General features: G+C 60.0%; 11 protein-coding genes. 4 read left to right on the top strand and 7 right to left on the bottom strand.

Annotation, left to right across the window (positions count from 1 at the left end; all coding sequences use genetic code 11):
• Positions 1-3 precede the first annotated feature (3 nt).
• The gene (locus K3754_RS11850) at positions 4-1518 is read left to right on the top strand and encodes a tripartite tricarboxylate transporter permease (protein ID WP_203210872.1); all 1515 of its coding nucleotides are present in this window, start codon (positions 4-6) and stop codon (positions 1516-1518) included.
• Positions 1519-1536: 18 nt separating this feature from the next.
• On the opposite strand, the gene K3754_RS11845 is transcribed toward K3754_RS11850, so the two are convergent.
• Both K3754_RS11845 and K3754_RS11840 read right to left on the bottom strand, forming a co-directional pair.
• Entirely contained in the window at positions 1537-2916 is a 1380-nt protein-coding gene (locus K3754_RS11845; protein WP_203210873.1) for an aspartate aminotransferase family protein, read from the bottom strand.
• A 121-nt stretch (positions 2917-3037) separates the two neighbouring features.
• Positions 3038-3532: an Lrp/AsnC family transcriptional regulator gene (locus K3754_RS11840; RefSeq protein WP_238933021.1), complete on the bottom strand. Its 495-nt coding sequence runs from the start codon at positions 3530-3532 to the stop codon at positions 3038-3040.
• 95 nt (positions 3533-3627) lie between these two features.
• On the opposite strand from K3754_RS11840, the gene K3754_RS11835 reads away from it, so the two are divergent.
• The 3 genes from K3754_RS11835 (at position 3628) to K3754_RS11825 (ending at position 11641) form a co-directional block, all read left to right on the top strand.
• Positions 3628-4812, top strand: a complete 1185-nt coding sequence (locus K3754_RS11835; protein ID WP_259937505.1) for a M24 family metallopeptidase — start codon at positions 3628-3630, stop codon at positions 4810-4812.
• Positions 4809-5801 (top strand): N(2)-acetyl-L-2,4-diaminobutanoate deacetylase DoeB, encoded by a 993-nt coding sequence (gene doeB / locus K3754_RS11830; protein ID WP_259937503.1) that lies wholly within the window; start codon positions 4809-4811, stop codon positions 5799-5801. Before K3754_RS11835 ends, doeB begins: the two co-directional genes overlap by 4 nt.
• A gap of 281 nt (positions 5802-6082) precedes the next feature.
• Entirely contained in the window at positions 6083-11641 is a 5559-nt protein-coding gene (locus K3754_RS11825; protein ID WP_259937501.1) for a DUF4214 domain-containing protein, read from the top strand.
• Between the two features lie 33 nt (positions 11642-11674).
• Here the strand turns inward: K3754_RS11825 and hemN are convergent, their stop codons facing one another.
• The 5 genes from hemN to ccoG are packed head-to-tail and all read right to left on the bottom strand — an operon-like array spanning position 11675 to position 17371.
• Positions 11675-13027 carry an oxygen-independent coproporphyrinogen III oxidase gene (gene hemN / locus K3754_RS11820; RefSeq protein ID WP_203210877.1) on the bottom strand — a complete coding sequence of 451 codons (1353 nt, stop codon included), beginning with the start codon at positions 13025-13027 and terminating at the stop codon, positions 11675-11677.
• A complete protein-coding gene (gene ccoS / locus K3754_RS11815) occupies positions 13024-13224 on the bottom strand; it encodes a cbb3-type cytochrome oxidase assembly protein CcoS (RefSeq protein ID WP_203210878.1) in 201 nt (66 codons plus the stop codon). The genes hemN and ccoS overlap by 4 nt, the downstream gene beginning before the upstream one ends.
• On the bottom strand, positions 13221-15413 hold the full coding sequence (locus K3754_RS11810) for a heavy metal translocating P-type ATPase (RefSeq protein WP_259937490.1): 2193 nt from the start codon (positions 15411-15413) through the stop codon (positions 13221-13223). The genes ccoS and K3754_RS11810 overlap by 4 nt, the downstream gene beginning before the upstream one ends.
• Positions 15414-15422: 9 nt before the next feature.
• Positions 15423-15875, bottom strand: coding sequence for a FixH family protein (locus K3754_RS11805; protein WP_259937488.1), 453 nt, complete (start codon positions 15873-15875; stop codon positions 15423-15425).
• 2 nt (positions 15876-15877) lie between these two features.
• Positions 15878-17371 (bottom strand): cytochrome c oxidase accessory protein CcoG, encoded by a 1494-nt coding sequence (ccoG, locus tag K3754_RS11800; protein ID WP_203210881.1) that lies wholly within the window; start codon positions 17369-17371, stop codon positions 15878-15880.
• Between the last annotated feature and the right edge of the window lie 58 nt (positions 17372-17429).

Genomic DNA, 17429 nt, shown 5'->3' with positions numbered 1-17429 from the left:
GACATGCTCGAAGGACTTCTGATTGGCCTGCAAACGGCCCTTTCCCTGCAAAACCTGTTGATGGTCATCGGTGGTTGTCTGATCGGGACATTCATCGGCATGCTGCCCGGCCTTGGCCCGATGTCGATCATCGCGATCATGATCCCGGTGGCGATCTCGATGGGTGATCCTTCCGCGGCGCTGATCCTGCTGGCCGGAGTTTATTACGGCGCGATCTTTGGAGGTTCGACCTCCTCGATCTTGTTGAATGCGCCGGGGGTGGCGGGCACCGTGGCCTCCAGCTTTGATGGCTATCCGATGGCCAAACAGGGCAAGGCCGGCAAGGCCCTGACCATTGCCGCCATCGCCAGCTTTGCCGGTGGTACAATCGGTGCATTGCTGCTGATGGTCTTTGCGCCGATGCTGTCCTCGGTGGCGCTGCTTTTCCACTCGGCGGAGTATTTCGCCCTTATGGTGGTCGGCCTGTCTGCCATCGCGGCCTTTGCGGGCACGGGGCAGGTGGCCAAGGCGATGATGATGACCGTGCTGGGCCTGATCATGGCGACCGTGGGCGAGGGGGCGCTCTTTAACCTGCCGCGCTTCACCATGGGGGTGATGGACCTGCAATCGGGCTTTGGCTTTATCACGCTGGCGATGGCGATGTTCGCCCTGCCAGAGGCGCTGTTTCTGGTGCTGAAACCGAAAATCACCCAAGGTGGCGGCGACGGCAAGATCAAAGACCTGCGCATCACCCGCAGCGAGGCCCGCGCCATCGCGCCGGTGATCGGTCGGCAATCTTTGCAGGGGTTCTTCATCGGGGTTCTGCCCGGTGCGGGCGCCACGATCGCCAGCTTTCTCGGCTACGCTGTGGAACGCAATATCGCCACCAAGGAAGAGCAAGAGGAATTTGGCAAAGGGTCGATCAAAGGCCTCGCCGCGCCCGAAACCGCCAACAACGCCGCCTGCACCGGATCTTTCGTGCCGCTGCTGACGCTGGGCATTCCCGGCTCTGGCACCACGGCGATCCTGCTGGGGGCTCTGATCGCGCTCAATGTCTCGCCGGGGCCGCGCCTGATGATCGACGAGCCGCAGATTTTCTGGGCGGTGATCATGTCGATGTTCATCGGCAATCTGGTGTTGTTGATCCTGAACCTGCCCTTGATCCCCTATATTGCCAAAGTGCTATCGATCCCGCGCAACTATCTGATCCCGTTCATTTTGTTCTTTACCTTGATGGGGGCTTACATCGGCCAGAACAACGCAACAGAGCTGCTTTTGCTGGTGGGTTTCGGCATCTGTGCCACGGCGCTGAAGTTTGCAGATTACCCGCTGGCTCCGCTGCTGATCGGGTTCATTCTGGGCGGCATGCTTGAGAACAACTTCGCCCGCTCCATGCAGCTTTATGATGGCATCGGGTTTATCTGGGAACGGCCGATGACGTTGGGCCTGTTGGTGATTGCCGCGATCCTCGTGGTGCTGCCCAGCTATCGTGCACGGCGGGCGCGGGCACGGGCGGCTGGGGTGGCGGACGGCGATTGATCGCCGCCCGCTGGTTGTTTAGCCCAGAATGTCAGTGATGGCCCGGTGGGTCACGCCGACAACGTGGTCCGCTTCGGATCGGGTAAGGCAGAACGGCGGGGCAAAGCCGATGATGTCGCCCTGCGGCATGGCGCGGGCAATCACGCCCAGTTCCAACATCCTTGCCACGATCCGTGGTGCGACTTTCTCAGCGGCATCGAAATAGATCCGGTCATCACGATCCTTCACCAGCTCGACCGCACAAAGCATCCCTTCGCCGCGGATCTCGCCCACATGGGCATGGGTGCCCAATGCCGCCGCCATTGCGGCGTTCAGGTGCGCGCCGGTGCTGCCCGCGTTGGCCACCAGATCCAGCCGGTCCAGCAATTCGAGGTTGGCCACCCCCGCTGCCGCGCCGATGGGATGCGCCGAATAGGTCCAGCCATGGCCAATGGGGCCGTTTTCATCGGTGCCTTGCTCCAGCACCTTCCACATCTTGTCCGACACGATGGAGCCGGACAGCGGTGCATAGGCCGAGGTCAGACCTTTGGCGATGGTGATCAGATCGGGCTTCATCCCGTAGTGATCCGATCCCATCATGGTGCCCAAACGGCCAAAGCCGGTCACGACCTCGTCCGAGATCAACAGGATATCGTGTTTGTTCAATACATCCTGAATCGCTTCCCAGTATCCGGCAGGGGGCGGAACAATACCGCCTGTGCCCAAAACCGGCTCGCCGATAAAGGCGGCGATGGTGTCTGGCCCCTCACGCTCAATCAACGCCTCAAGTTCTGCCGCGCAATGGGCGGTGAACTGTGCTTCGGTCTGGGACAGATCATCGCGGCGATAGTAATAGGGGGCTTCGGTGTGCACCACTTGCGACAGCGGCAGATCAAACTTGTTGTGGAACAATCCCAATCCGGTCAAAGAGCCGGTCATCAGCCCCGAGCCGTGATAACCGCGCCAGCGCGAGATGATCTTTTTCTTCTGCGGGCGGCCAAGGATGTTGTTGTAGTACCAGACCAATTTGATGTTGGTCTCATTGGCGTCAGATCCGCTTTGCCCGTAATAGACGTGGTTCATGCCTTCGGGCGCACGCTCTGCAATCATCCGTGACAAGGTGATTGAGGCCTCGGTACCGTGCCCCACATAGGAATGGTAATAGGCCAGTTCATGCGCCTGTTTGGCGATGGCCTCGGCGATCTCGGTGCGGCCATATCCGACGTTCACACAATAAAGTCCGGCAAAAGCATCCAATGACCGGTTGCCTTCACGATCCGTGATATGAACCCCCTCGGCCCCGGTGATGATCCGGTTGCCCATTTCGCGGCGGGCAAACTGGCCCAGATGGGTCGAAGGGTGAAAAAAGTGATCGTGGTCCCACTGGCTAAGCTGGTCGTTGCTGCGTGTGTCTGTCATGGCCGGTCCTTTGGTCTTTGTCTTGGCAGATGTGTTGCCTCATTGGGTTTGACCTAGCCTGCGGCGCGGCGATGATTTTTCGGCAAATCGGTTCTGATCCCAAAAAATCATCGGATTGCGCTCAGCCCCCGCTGAGCAGATCAAAGGGTGGCGGGCCGTCTTTGACTGGCTTGGTCACGATATAGGTAAAGTAGCGCGTCACCCCCGCACGTTGATCCAAAAGCGTGTCGATCAGGCGCTGGTAACTGTCGATATCGGGGCTCACGACCTGCAACAGATAATCAAAGCCGCCGCCCAAGGCCCAGCAGCCTGTGATCTCATCATGGCGGGCCACCTCGCGTTCAAATTTGTCAAAATTTTCAGCACGATGCGCGCCCAGCTCAACCGTGACAAAGACCGTGATAGACGGGCCGATGGCGCGCAAATGGAACTCTGCGCGGTAGCCTGTGATGACGCCGTTTTCTTCAAGCCGCTGCATCCGCTCCCAGCACGCCGTGGGCCGAAGCCCGACCTTGCGGGCCAGATCGCTTTTGCTGATCCGGCCATTGCGCGACAGCAGGGCAAGGATGGCGATATCGGTCTTATCAAGGCGCGGTGATTTCATGAGGGTGATCATGTCGGTGCAACATGGGCGCTTGTCAATTGCAACAAATCAGGAAAATCTAATCGGGAGGCGGGACAGGCCCGCGCGGATTTGACCGGAACAAGCCCATGACAACATTTGATAAAAACTTCTCTGACGATGAATATTACCGCCGCATTGCCAAAACCCGCACCGCGATGGACGCCGCCGGACTTGAGGCCATTGTGGTCTGCGATCCATCCAATATGTCTTGGCTGACGGGCTATGACGGGTGGTCCTTCTACGTTTATCAGGGTGTGGTCCTGACCCAATCGGGCGATCCGGTCTGGTGGGGCAGGGCGATGGATGCGGTGGGCGCGGGGCGCACAGTATTCATGGACGGCGCGGACCACATTCGCGGCTACGATGACACCTATGTGCAAAACCCCGACAAACATCCAATGTCCGATCTGGCGGGCTTGCTGAACGAACTTGGGCTGTCAAATGCGCGAATTGGCGTTGAGATGGACAACTATTACTATTCCGCCAAGGCGCATATGACACTAACCGGTGCATTGCCGGAGGCGCGGTTCGCCGATGCGACAGGTTTGGTCAATTGGCAACGGGCGGTCAAATCCCAGACTGAGATTGAATACATGCGCCGCGCTGCGCGTATTGTCGAAGTCATGCATGAACGTGTCCTCGAATTGGCCGAACCGGGATTGCGCAAGAACGATCTGATCGCCGAGATCTACGCAACTGCCATTCGCGGGGCTGAAGGGCATTGGGGGGATTATCCGGCGATTGTGCCAATGGCGCCGTCAGGCCTTGATGCCACAGCGCCGCATCTGACGTGGGATGACCGCCCGATGCAGAAGGGCGAGGCGACCTTTTTTGAAATCGCAGGCGCACACCGGCGCTATCAATGTCCGCAATCGCGCACGCTGTTCCTTGGCGATGTGCCGCAGAAATACCGTGATGCGGAAAGCGCGGTTCTCGATGCCATTGAGGCTGGGTTGGAACAGGCAAAGCCGGGCAATCAGGCCCAGGACATCGCCAACGCATTCAATGCCACGCTCAACAAGGCGGGTTTTGAGAAAGACAGCCGCTGCGGTTATGCCATCGGAATAAGCTATCCCCCCGATTGGGGCGAACGTACCATCTCGTTCCGGCGCGGCGACACCACTGTGCTGGAGCCGGGGATGACCTTCCACTTTATGCCCGCGCTCTGGCTTGATGATGGCGGGCTGGAAATCACGGAGCCGATCCTGATCACTGAAACGGGCCATGAATGCCTGTGCAACACCCCGCGTGAGTTGTGGGTGAAACGATGACGGCCAACCCGATCAGCGCCACAATCCCGCTGGATGCGCAGGGCGTGCATCATGGTTTTCTCAAGCTGCCCTACAGCCGCGATGACAGCGCCTGGGGCTCTGTGATGATCCCGATCACGGTGATTGCCAATGGGACGGGGCCAACCGCGCTGTTGACCGGGGCCAATCACGGCGATGAATACGAAGGGCCAATCGCGCTTCAGGATCTGGCGGTGACGCTGACCCCCGATCAGATCACCGGGCGGGTGATCATCCTGCCTATGATGAACATGCCTGCCTTTGCGGCCGGCAAGCGGTGCTCGCCCATTGACGGGGCCAATATGAACCGCAGCTTTCCGGGCCAGCCCGATGGCAACGCCACCGCCAAGATCTGCGATTTTATCGCAACCCGGCTGGTGCCGCTGGCCGATGTGGTGCTGGATTTCCATTCAGGCGGCAGCACGCTGGATTTTCTGCCCTTCGCGGCAGCGCATGTGCTGGAGGACAAAACCCATGAGGCCGCTTGCATGGCCGCGATGCAGGCGTTCAACGCGCCCTATTCGGCGCGAATGCTGGAGATCGACAACGTTGGCATGTTTGACACCGAGGTCGAAAATCAGGGCAAGGTCTTTGTCACAACCGAATTGGGCGGCGCGGGCACATCCACCGCCCGAAGTGTCGCCATCGCCCGCAAGGGGATCCGCAACCTGTTGATCCACAGTGGTATTTTGCAAGGTGAGATGACGCAGGATCCAACCATCAATATCGACATGCCGGATGCCAGTTGTTTTCACTTTGCGGAAACTGCGGGGATGATTGAATACCTTCGGGACATGGGGGATTCAGTGACTGAGGGGCAATCGATTGCCCGCATCTGGCCGGCAGACCGTACCGGCGTTGCGCCACAGATTTGCACTGCAGGGCGCAGCGGCATTCTGGCGGCACGTCATGTGCCGGGGCTGGTTAAAATGGGTGATTTCGTCGGGCTGGTGGCGGTGGTTCTGGACTGACCGCCTCCAAGGATTTCGACAGCGGCAATTCGCCGAGGGACATCTCCACTATGCCGATATTCGCCGACGGCGCAGGCTGCACTGGCGTTGTGGTCACGTTTATCTATTTTCTGTGCCCAAGCACGATTTGGAACATCTTTTCGTCAACTTTTTCGATCATGGTCACAGACGCTTGGGCGTTTTTGCGGGCCGGTTTTGCGAATGTGTGATGCAAGACGGGGCCGGTTGCGCGGGTGCACCTGGGCGCAAAGGCGCCGGATTGATGATTAAGGGTTTACGACATGTCGTTTGAGATCAAGTTTGACTATCGCTTTGACACGAATGGGTTTTTCTTGGACGCCAGCCGCCGTGCCACCCTCGAGGAAGCGGCCCGTCTTTGGGAAAGCGTCATCGGTGATGACTTTGACGACGTGCAGGCGGGTATCTCTTTCGACATCACCAATCCAACAAATGGCGTGACCCAGGAAACCATCACCCTGACCGAGGCCGTTGATGACCTGATTGTGTTCGTGGGCGCGGCCTCGCTTGGCGGTTCCACCTTGGGATACGCCGGACCATCGGGGTATTCGGCATCCGGCGATATCTTTTCAGCGCGGATCAGCGATGATTTTCGCGGCCAAGGTGCGGTCAGCGACTTTGAGCCCTGGGCAGGCACGCTGACATTTGACACCGGCACGAACTGGAACTTTGGCCTTGGAGCACCCTCTGCGGGGCAGAACGATTTCCTGTCGGTCGCGGTGCATGAGATCGGCCATATCCTTGGCATTGGCACCTCTGGTGCTTTTGATGCGCTGGTATCGGGCGAAACCTTTACCGGAACCAATGCCCGTTCGGTGAACGGCGGCGCAGCTGTGCCTCTGCACGATGATCACAGCCACGTCGAAGAAGGATTTGACGGTGATACCGTATCGCTCGATCCGATGCTGACCACGGGTACACGCGTGCTGCTGAGCGAAGTGGATAAAGCCATCCTTGCCGATATCGGTTACGAGGTCACAGGCTACACCGCGCAGGGATCTCAACCTGACATCGCCACTGGCGGGGGCGAAACGATTTTTGGCACCATCATCGGTGATCTCATCGACGGTCTGGGCGGCAACGATCAGATCCAGGGTGATCTGGGCGATGACACGTTACACGGCGGCGGCGGGCAAGACACATTGTTTGGCCAGACCGGCGCGGATGAATTGTTTGGCGATGCCGGAAATGATCAGCTTCAGGGCGGCATAGGCAATGACACCCTGCGCGGCGGCGCGGGGGAGGATGTGATGTTCGGCCAAGGCGGAACCGACACCTTTGTCGTCGGCCTTGGGGATGGCGAGAACACGGTCTATGACTTTGATCTTGGCACCGAGGTGATCCGGCTGATTGACAGCGGCTTTGCCACGGCCGATGCGGCGATTGCCTCGATCACCAAACCTTTCTCCAATGTCTCGCGGCTCACATTGTCTGACGGCACCTACATCGATATTTTTCACGGCTCGCAAAGCGGGACACCCCTGACCGCCGCCAACATCGAACTGCAAGGCGATGTGCCCGCCGGCAATTCCGCGGCAACCGGATCTGTCACCATCAGCGGCACCGCCCGCGAAGACCAGACCCTGACGGCGAATACCAGCGGGATTGCCGATGCCGACGGTCTGGGGGCGTTTTCCTATCAATGGCTGCGTGATGGCAGCGCGATCAGCGGCGCAACCGGAAGCAGCTATACCTTGGGCCAGGCCGATGTGGGCGAGCGGATTTCACTGCGCGTCAGCTTCGAAGACCAGGCCGGTAATGACGAAGCCTTGACCAGCGCCTTGACGGCCACCGTGCAAAACGTCAACGACGCGCCGGAAGGCGGGATTTCGATCAATGGCACCGCACGGCAGGGCGTGTTGCTGACCGCGCAGACCTCTGGCTTGTCGGATGCAGATGGCCTTGGTCTGTTCAACTATACATGGCTGCGGGACGGCGCGGCTATTTCTGGCGCGACGGGCAGCAGTTACCGCCTGACCCAATCAGATGTAGACGAAACCATCAGCCTGCGCGTGTCCTACACCGACCAGCAAGGCACAACCGAACACATCAACAGCGCCGCCACTGCCACCGTGCAAAACGTCAATGACGCGCCCCAGGGCGGCGTGCAGATCGACGGCACCGCGCAAGAAGGCAGCGTGCTTTCTGCGCGCACCAATGCCTTGACCGATGCCGATGGGCTGGGGGCGTTGTCCTATCAATGGTTGCGTGATGGCGGCGTAATCAATGGCGCAACAGGCAGCAGCTTTGCCCTGACGCAATCCGACGTTGGCCACGACATCGCGCTGCGGGTCCGCTACACCGATCAGCAAGGCACACTTGAGACCGTAACAAGCGCGGCGACCAGTCCTGTACAGAACCTGAATGATGCACCGCAAGGCGTGGTAGATATCACGGGAACGGCCTTGCAGGGCGCGACCCTCGTGGCGGACACATCTGCTATCACTGACAGCGACGGGTTGGGCGGCTTTTCCTACCAGTGGCTGCGCGATGGCGCGCAAATATCCGGTGCTACATCGGCCAGCTATCAACTGTCCCAGCAAGATGTGGATACACAGATCTCGGTGCGGGTCAGCTTTGTCGATGGGCAAGGCACATTGGAAACCCTGACCAGCGGTGCCAGCGCGGCAGTGCAGAACATCAACGATGCACCGCAAGGCACCGTGCAGATCAATGGCCAGCCACAGGAAGGTGCAACGCTGAGCGCAAATATAAATGCTCTGTCCGATGCAGATGGCCTCGGCGCGTTTTCCTACCAGTGGCAGCGGGGCGGCAGTGATATCGCCGGCGCAACCGGCAGCAGCTATCAATTGCAACAAGACGACGTCGGCGCGACAATCTCCCTGCGGATCACCTATACGGACGGGCAAGGCACGATAGAAGCCGTGACCAGCACCGCAACAGCCGCGGTCGAAAACACCAACACAGTACCCCAAGGCAGCGTCACCCTGACCGGTATCGCGGCGCAAGGCGAAACGCTGGGCGTAAATGCGTCGGCAGTGACAGACGGGGATGGCCTCGGCGCATTCTCCTACCAATGGCTGCGGGACGGTCAAAGCGTTGCTGGCGCGACTGCAGAAACCTACGAACTGGGGCAACAGGACGTGGATGCCCAGATATCGGTGCGGGTCTCCTACATTGACGGGCAAGGCACCAGCGAGGCCGTGACCAGCGGCCCAAGCGGCCCCGTGCAGAACGTCAACGATGCGCCTCAGGGCACAGTGCAGATCACCGGCTTGGCAAAGCAGGGCACATCTTTGACGGCTGCCACCGGCACCATTGCAGACCCCGACGGATTGGGCGCGTTTTCCTATCAGTGGCTGCGCGGCGGTACCGAAATTGCGGGCGCAACGGCGGCGCAGTACACGCCCGTGCAGGCGGATGTTGGCACCTCACTGCAAGTGCGTTTGTCCTATACTGACGGGCAGGGCAGCCTTGAAACCCTGATCAGCGGCGCAACCGCCATCGTGGAGAACCAGAACGATCCCGCCAGTGGCACGCTCACCATTGGCGGAAATGTGACCGAGGGCGGTACATTGACCGCTTCGGTCAGCGATCTGGCCGATGAGGATGGTTTGGAACCATACACAATCACCTGGCTCGCCGATGGTCAGGACACGGGCGTGACCGGCACAACCTATGCGTTGACCTCCGCCGACATTGGCAAGGTCTTTGCCGCCCGCCTGGCCTTTACCGACAGTTTTGGCGCCAGCGAGGTTCTGCTGTCCGGCCCAACCGGCCCTGTGACCAATACAAACGATCCGGTTTCGGGCACGGTCAACATCTACGGTGAGGCCAAGGAAGGCGCGAGATTGACCGCAGATCCCAGCGGACTTACCGATCCGGATGGACTTGGCCCGTTCCACTATCAATGGCTGCGCGATGGCGAAGCCGTGGCCGGTGCCACACAGGACGAATATGTCCTGACCGCCGCGGACATCGGCAGTGCCATTTCTGTGAGGGTGTCTTTCAATGATCAGTTCGGCAATGCCGAGGCAGCGACCTCCGGTGCAACGGCCCTGATCGAAAACGTGAACGATCCAGCAACAGGTGAACCGCAAGTGGTCGGCTCCCTGCAAGAGGGCAGCATATTGACCGCCCAAACGGACGGCATCGCGGATCTCGACGGCCTCGGCCCGTTTGCCTATGTCTGGCTGCGCGACGGCGATCCGGTGCCGGGGCAGACCGGTCCAAGCTATGCTTTGACAGCCGCCGATATTGGCAAAACGATCGAGGTCCAGGTCAGCTTTACCGACGGCCATGGCACGGTTGAGACCCTTACATCAGCCGCCACAGCGCCCGTCGAGAACGTGAACGATGCCCCCGAAGGCGCGATTACATTGACCGGCATGGCCAAAGAAGGCAGCACACTATTTGCAGATACCTCCGGGATCAGTGATCCTGACGGGACCGGCGCGTTCAGCTTTGTCTGGTTCCGTGACGGGCTGGTGCAGCCTGATGCCGTGACTGCCAATTATGATCTGGGTGCAGAAGATATCGGCGCGGAAATCCACGTGCAAATCAGTTACGAAGACGGGTTTGGCACGTTGGAAACCCTGACCTCGGCCGCCAGTGGCGTGGTGGAAAACAGAAACGACCTGCCGATAGGGGCACTGGTCGTGACCGGCACCGCCGAAGTGGGCAAAACGATCAGCGTGGATACAAGCGCTGTGGCTGACGCAGACGGATTGGGGGCCTTCGCCTATGTCTGGCTGCGCGACGGTGCGGTGATCGCCGGTGCCGAGGCAGGCGAATACACGCTCACGCCCGCTGATCTGGACGCCTTTATCGAAGCGCGGATTGCCTATACTGACGGCCACGGCACCGAGGAAACCCTGACCAGCTCCAGCTTTGGCCCTATCGGACCGCTTGTCAAAGACCGGGTCGAAGGCGGCCCAACGGATGATACCCTGACCGGAAGCACCGGTCCCGATGACGTATCCGGCGGCGATGGCGACGACACGTTGAACGGCGGGCAGGGTGATGATGATCTGAACGGCGGCGCAGGGGTGGACACCGCGCAGTTTGCCGGCGCACAGCAAAGTCACACGCTCACCATCAGCCGCAGTGGCATGGTGATTGCCGACCGCCGCGCGGATGGAAATGGCACCGATACGCTGCAAGACATCGAATTTCTCAGCTTTGACAGTACCTTACCCTTGTTTGACGGCGGGGATATGGATCTGCGGGCCTTTGCCGGTCCCGCCGCCCTGAGCGAAGACCAGATGGAAAGCGTGATCGAGCTTTACATCGCCTATTTCAACCGCGCTCCGGATGCGGTTGGGCTGTTCTTTTGGGCCACCGCCTTTGACAATGGAACGACCCTTGATGACATGGCAAAACTGTTCATTGATCAGGATGAAACCCGCGCGGCCTATCCGGATGGCACATCAAATCTGGATTTTGCCGAAACCGTCTACAACAACGTGCTGGGCCGTACACCGGATGTGGCAGGGCTCAACTTCTGGGTTGGACTTCTGGATGATGGGTCGGTCCAGCGGGCGGATTTCATTCTTGAGGTGCTGCGCGGCGCACGGGCCGACGCCCCGGATGACGCCAGCGCCGAATTCATCACGCAACAGGCGGCGGACCAACAATATCTGGAGGTCAAAACCGACATCGGCGCCTATTTCGCCGTGCACAAAGGCATGTCCGACGTGGAAGACGCTGCCGAAGCGATGGCGCTCTTTGATGGCACGGCGGCGGGCATTGAGGCCTCCACCGACGCGATTGACGCATTCTTTGCGGATGCGCTGGATGCCGCAAACGGGGATTTCCTGATGCCACTGATTGGCGTTCTGGATGATCCTTTTGCGGCCTGAGCCGAACCCATCCCGCGCAAGCAGGCGGGTCTCTCAGGAGACCCGCGAATAACCCACGTTGCCCATGGTGAACGTGTCAAAGAAATGTGCCAAACGGCGCACCAAGGGCCGCGCCTCGTCCGACAATGACAGGCGATCTGCGTCTTCGGTATAAAGGCCTGCACATTCCGCCCGCAGCGCCATAAAGGCCGGCGCCAGCATCGCCTGCTGTGCATCGCTCAGCGACAACTCTTTATAATCAATGGCATAATCGCACATCAGCATTTCGATGATCCGGCTGCGCAGCTTGTCTTCCGGCGTCAGCTCGTACCCGCGAGCAGTGGCCAGTTCCTCACCGCGCACGATCTTGGAATAGGGGCCGGTCTGCGGTGTGTTCTGGCTAAACCCTGTCTCAAAGCGCGAAATGGACGAGGCACCCAGACCGAGCAATGTGCCGCAGCCATCGACTGTATAGCCCTGAAAATTGCGCCGCAGTTTGCCCTGTGCCGCCGCGATGGCCATACTGTCTGTGGGCTTGGCAAAATGGTCGATCCCGATGGCGGTCATGCCCGATCCGGTCAGAACATCGGTGGCGTGATTGAACAAGGCAAAGCGGGCGCGGTCATCCGGCAGCGCCTGTTCGGGGATCAACTGCTGGCGTTTGGCCATATGCGGCACATGGGCATAGCCAAAAAGCGCGATCCGGTCCGGGTCCAGCGACATAACCTGATCCAGCGTGCGCCCGAACCCTTCGACGGACTGAAACGGCAAACCATAAACCAGATCAATGTTCAGCGAGGCAATGCCAGCCTGTCGCAACAGATCCACGGCGGTCTTGGTCTGGTCATAACTTTGAAGCCGGCCAATGGATTCCTGCACTTGAGTTGCGAAATCCTGCACCCCGATGCTGGCCCGTGACATGCCTGCGGACCGCAGCGCGGTGATCTTGTCAGCATCCACCAATGTCGGGTCAATCTCGACCGAAAATTCCGTGTTTTCATCACGTTGGAACACACCATCAATCGCCGCAACCAGCCGTTTGATCAACTCCGGCGGCAGGATCGTCGGTGTGCCGCCGCCCCAATGCATCTGTTTGATCCGCTGTTTGCCCTTCAGATGCTTGGCCACCACGGCCAGTTCGGCCTCAAGCGTGGCGATATAGTGCTGAACGGGGGCGAGACTGCTGACCCCTTGCGTACGGCAGGCGCAGAACCAGCACAGGCGTTCGCAGAACGGGATATGCAAATAAAGCGAAATCGGCTCATCCGGGTCCAGCGCGGCAAGCGCCTTGGCCTGAAAATCGGCGCCGATGCCGTCATGAAACGCAGGGGCCGGCGGATAGCTGGTGTATCGGGGCAGGCGCTGGTCAAAAAGGCCACGGGCCTTGAGTGTGTCAAAATCCATCATGAGGACTTTTTTGAATCGCTTTCCTCGGGCTGTCTTTGATCAAGATCAACTGGCGCGGTTTCGTCATCCAAAAGGACACGCCATGCCGCACCGTCCAGATCGTCGTATTGATCGGCCCGCAGGCTCCAGACAAAGGCGAGCAGGCCAAGCCCGCCAAGGCCCAGCGAAACCGGGATCAGGATGGACAGGATATTCATGCCTTGCGCCTCCGTTGCAGCCGCATCGCGTTGAGCAAGACCACGATGGATGAGCTGGACATGGCGATGGCTGCAAGCAGCGGCGTGACAAATCCGGCCATGGCGAAGGGGATCACCAAGGCGTTATAAGCTGCCGCGATGCCGAAGTTTTCCAGAATGCGCCGCTTGGCGCTGCGCGATGTTGTGATCAATTCGGGCAGGGCGGACAGCGTATCGCCCAGCATTACCACATCCGAGGCCGCCCGCGCCGCATCCGCCGCCGCCGCCGGCGCGACAGAGGCATAGGCCGCCGCCAATGCGCCCGTATCGTTCAGACCATCGCCGACCATCAAGACCTTGCTGCCGGTTGCCGCCAATCCGTTCAGATAGGCGATCTTGTCTGCCGGGCTTTGCCCCGCATGCACATGGCTGATACCAAGCGCCTGTGCCACAGCCTGTGTCGCGGCGGCGGTGTCACCAGAGATCAGGTGCATCTCGGTTCCGCTCTTGCGCAGCTCTGCCACCATGTCTGCGGCCCCTTTGCGCAGGGTGGCCTGCAGGGGCAGGAACACCGGCGCCGCGTCACCGATTTGCACCCATGCACCATGTCCACCCTCAGCTTTGGCACCGACAAAATGATCGGCACCCAGCTTGACCAGCTGACCGTTGAACCGGGCGGAAACGCCCTTGCCAGGGTGTTCGGTCACGTCGGTCAGAGAGGCTGCTGCGGTGCCAAGGGATTCAAGGCCCAAAGCCAGGGCGCGGGAAATCGGATGGGTCGAGGATTGCGCAAGACCCAGCGCGATGGCGCGGGTGGATTGTGGCAATGTCTCAACCGCGCCAACCTCAAGCTGGCCTTCGGTTAATGTGCCGGTCTTGTCAAAGACCACCACATCCGTTTCCGCGATCCGTTCCATTGCGGTGCCGTTCTTGACCAGCAGACCGGAACGGAACAACCGGCTTGCCGCCGCGGTGGACACCGCAGGGACAGCAAGTCCCAAGGCACAGGGGCAGGTGATGATCAGAACCGCCACCGCGATATTGAGCGAATGACGGAAATCACCGGTATAGGTGATCCAGCCAACAAAGGTCACAAGCGCCAGCAAATGCACAGCCGGGGCATAGATCGCGGCGGCCCGGTCGGCCAGTGCGGTATAACGGTTGCGGGCCGATTCCGCCGCGTCGATCATCGTGACCATGCGGCGCAGGCTGGTGTCGGCGCCCACAGCCGTGGCGCGGATCGTCAATGGCCCGCTCAGGTTCACTTCGCCCGCACTGACCTGCGCACCGACATTGGCGGCCACAGGCAGGCTTTCCCCGGTCAGCAGGGCGCGGTCGATGTTGCTGATCCCTTCGATCACTTCACCGTCAACAGGCACCCGTGCGCCGGGCAGAACGATGATCGGATCACCCACCTGCGCTTGGCTCAGGTTGATGGTTTCCCGCCCCTCGTCGGTCTTGCGCAGGATGCGCGGCACTTCGAGCGCGGCCAGTTCCTTGGCCGCAGATCGCGCCGTGGCGCGGCAGCGATGGTCAAGGTAACGGCCAATCAGCAGAAAACAGGTCAGCGACAGGGTCGCATCAAAATAGGCGGTATGCCCGCCAGCGGCTGTCTCATAAAGCGACATCGCGGCCGTCAGGATCAGCGCAAGCGAGATCGGCACATCCATGTTGAGCCGCCCGACACGCAGGGCCGTCCAGGCATGACGGAAAAACGGCTGTGCGGCATATCCCAAGGCTGGCAGCGAGATCGCGGCGGACAGCCAATGAAACAATGTGCGCGTGGCATCGGTGGCACCCGACCAAACCGCGACCGACATCAACATGACGTTCATCATGGCAAAGCCCGCGATGGCGATGCGGATGAGCAAGGCGCGGCCCTCGCGGTCGCCATCTTGCCCCAGGGCATCCACATCAAGGATGCGTGCCTCGATCCCCAGCCCGGTGAGATGATCAATCAGATCTTCGGGCATCGTGCCGGTCTCGGCCGTGATCTCAACCTGTTTGCGGTTCAGATTGACCCGCGCTGCATGCACATCGGCGCGGCCCAAGAGCCCGCGTTCCACGGTGGAGATACAGGCGGCACAATGGATCGAAGGCAGCGAAAGATGAAAGGTATCACCCGCCGTATCACTTTGCGCGGCAGCGGGCAGGGGGCCTGCCACGCAACCCGGACAGGCAGCCAAATGAGGGGTTTCGGCCAGTGACATGAGCGTTTCCTATCGCGCCGTGATCGGGATGCGGCGGCGGAATTCGGTGCCGTCCTCGGCCGTCATGTTCAGCCACAGCGTCCAATAGCCTGCTGGCACATCCACATCAGCCACCAGCGCCGTGCCATCCCAGACAAAGGCCGGGGTCACATCCTCTGCCACATGGGTTGCGCGGCCCAGTGTGGCTTTGACCTCGGCCGGTTGAAAGGCGACGCCGTCGCGGTTCAGCACGGTCAGTCTCAACTGCTGATCGGTGATCTCGGCAGTGACATTCCATGCCAATGCATTTTGTGCGGCGCGGTCGGCGTCAAACTTTTGACTGGCCACGTAGGAATTTTTGGTGACAAGCCCCGGAAAGGTGGAAACCGCCTGAAAGGCCAGGGTCAGGTTCACCCCGATGATCACGGCAAAACACCCTGCAAAAATGCCGAAGACATGCCAGCCGTTCATTGTACGCTTCATGATCATGAGCCTTTCCCGTTAAAGATTGTTGCCGTGCTGGCGCGGGTTTGTGTGTCCAGATCTTCAACCCAGATCCGCAAGTCAGTGCGGTCGCTGCTGGCCGCCGGATCTTGCCGCCGTGCAGTGACGTACACGCGCTGCAACATCGTGCTGTCTGCGGGTACTTCTACACTGAGGGTCTCGCTGCCTTCAAGGTTGATGCGCAGTGTCTCCTCCGAGGTCAGCGACAAATGGAACAGGCGGTCATCGCCAGATTTGTTGCGCAAGCGTACATCATAGATATTGCGGATCGACCCGTCCGATTGGGTCACATAGGTCGGGTTGCGCACTGGCGACACTGTCAGTTCAATGTCCGACCGGATGAACAGCGCAAAAAGCAGACCCAGACCGACAATCGACCACAGCGTGGTGTAAAGGATGGTGCGGGTGCGGAACACGTGCTGCCACACCGGCTTGGGCTTCCAGCTTTGGTATTCGGGCTCTTCCTTGGCGGGGGGCACATCTTCGAGCGCGAGATAATCGATCAAGCCGCGCGGCTTGCCGATCTTGTCCATGATCTCATCACAGGCATCGATACACAGGGCGCAGGTGATACATTCCATCTGCTGGCCATCGCGGATGTCGATACCCATGGGGCAAACGTTGACGCATGCCATGCAGTCGATGCAATCGCCCTGCGCGACTTCCACTTCGGGCACTTCGGTTTCGGCATAAGCCGTTGTGGTGCGGGCGGCAGCGGCGGCGCGGGCGCCTTTGCGATGCTTGCCACGCGGTTCACCGCGCCAATCGCGGTAGCCTACGGTCAATGTGCCTTCGTCCATCATCGCGGCCTGGATGCGCGGCCATGGGCACATGTAGATGCAGACCTGTTCGCGCATGAAACCGCCAAAGATAAAGGTGGTTGCGGTCAGCACCGCGATGGAGGCATAGGCGACATAGGGCGCGTCCAATGTGAAGAGGTTCACTGCCAGGGTCGGCGCATCGGTGAAATAGAACACCCAAGCCCCGCCTGTGGCGATAGAGATCAGCAGCCAGACGATCCATTTGCTGACCCGAAGCCGCCATTTGCGGAAATCCCATTTCGCCTTGAGCAATCTGATCCGCGCATTGCGGTCCCCCTCAATCCAGCGTTCGACCAGCAGGAACAGATCGGTCCAGACGGTCTGCGGGCAGGTATAGCCGCACCAGACCCGGCCAAGCGCCGAGGTGAACAGGAAAAGCCCCAACCCCGCCATGATCAGCAAGCCCGCGACGAAATAGAACTCATGCGGCCAGATCTCGATCCAGAAGAAGAAGAACCGCCGGTTGGCCAGATCCGCCAGCACCGCCTGATCGGGCATGTTTGGCCCGCGATCCCAACGCACCCACGGCAGCAGATAGTAGATGCCAAGGGTGATGCCCATGATCCACCATTTCATCGTGCGAAAGAAACCAGACACACGGCGCGGAAAGATGGGTTCACGGGGGGTATAAAGTGGCTGAGGGGAATCTGTCATTTGAATCGGTCCAAATAAGGGTCTGTTCGCACCGGAGTTATGCAGCCGCAGCGTGATC

Origin of the sequence: Sulfitobacter sp. M368 (assembly GCF_025141875.1) — a bacterium.
Classification (GTDB): domain Bacteria; phylum Pseudomonadota; class Alphaproteobacteria; order Rhodobacterales; family Rhodobacteraceae; genus Sulfitobacter; species Sulfitobacter mediterraneus_A.
This window is presented reverse-complemented; position numbering and strand designations above follow the sequence as displayed.

Coding starts and splice junctions, on each gene's coding strand:
- K3754_RS11835 (WP_259937505.1), top strand. CDS start 3,628: ATGACAACATTTGATAAAAACTTCTCTGACGATGAATATTACCGCCGC.
- hemN (WP_203210877.1), bottom strand. CDS start 13,027: ATGATGGATTTTGACACACTCAAGGCCCGTGGCCTTTTTGACCAGCGC.
- K3754_RS11850 (WP_203210872.1), top strand. CDS start 4: ATGCTCGAAGGACTTCTGATTGGCCTGCAAACGGCCCTTTCCCTGCAA.
- K3754_RS11825 (WP_259937501.1), top strand. CDS start 6,083: ATGTCGTTTGAGATCAAGTTTGACTATCGCTTTGACACGAATGGGTTT.
- doeB (WP_259937503.1), top strand. CDS start 4,809: ATGACGGCCAACCCGATCAGCGCCACAATCCCGCTGGATGCGCAGGGC.
- K3754_RS11810 (WP_259937490.1), bottom strand. CDS start 15,413: ATGTCACTGGCCGAAACCCCTCATTTGGCTGCCTGTCCGGGTTGCGTG.
- ccoG (WP_203210881.1), bottom strand. CDS start 17,371: ATGACAGATTCCCCTCAGCCACTTTATACCCCCCGTGAACCCATCTTT.
- K3754_RS11845 (WP_203210873.1), bottom strand. CDS start 2,916: ATGACAGACACACGCAGCAACGACCAGCTTAGCCAGTGGGACCACGAT.
- K3754_RS11805 (WP_259937488.1), bottom strand. CDS start 15,875: ATGAAGCGTACAATGAACGGCTGGCATGTCTTCGGCATTTTTGCAGGG.
- K3754_RS11840 (WP_238933021.1), bottom strand. CDS start 3,532: ATGATCACCCTCATGAAATCACCGCGCCTTGATAAGACCGATATCGCC.
- ccoS (WP_203210878.1), bottom strand. CDS start 13,224: ATGAATATCCTGTCCATCCTGATCCCGGTTTCGCTGGGCCTTGGCGGG.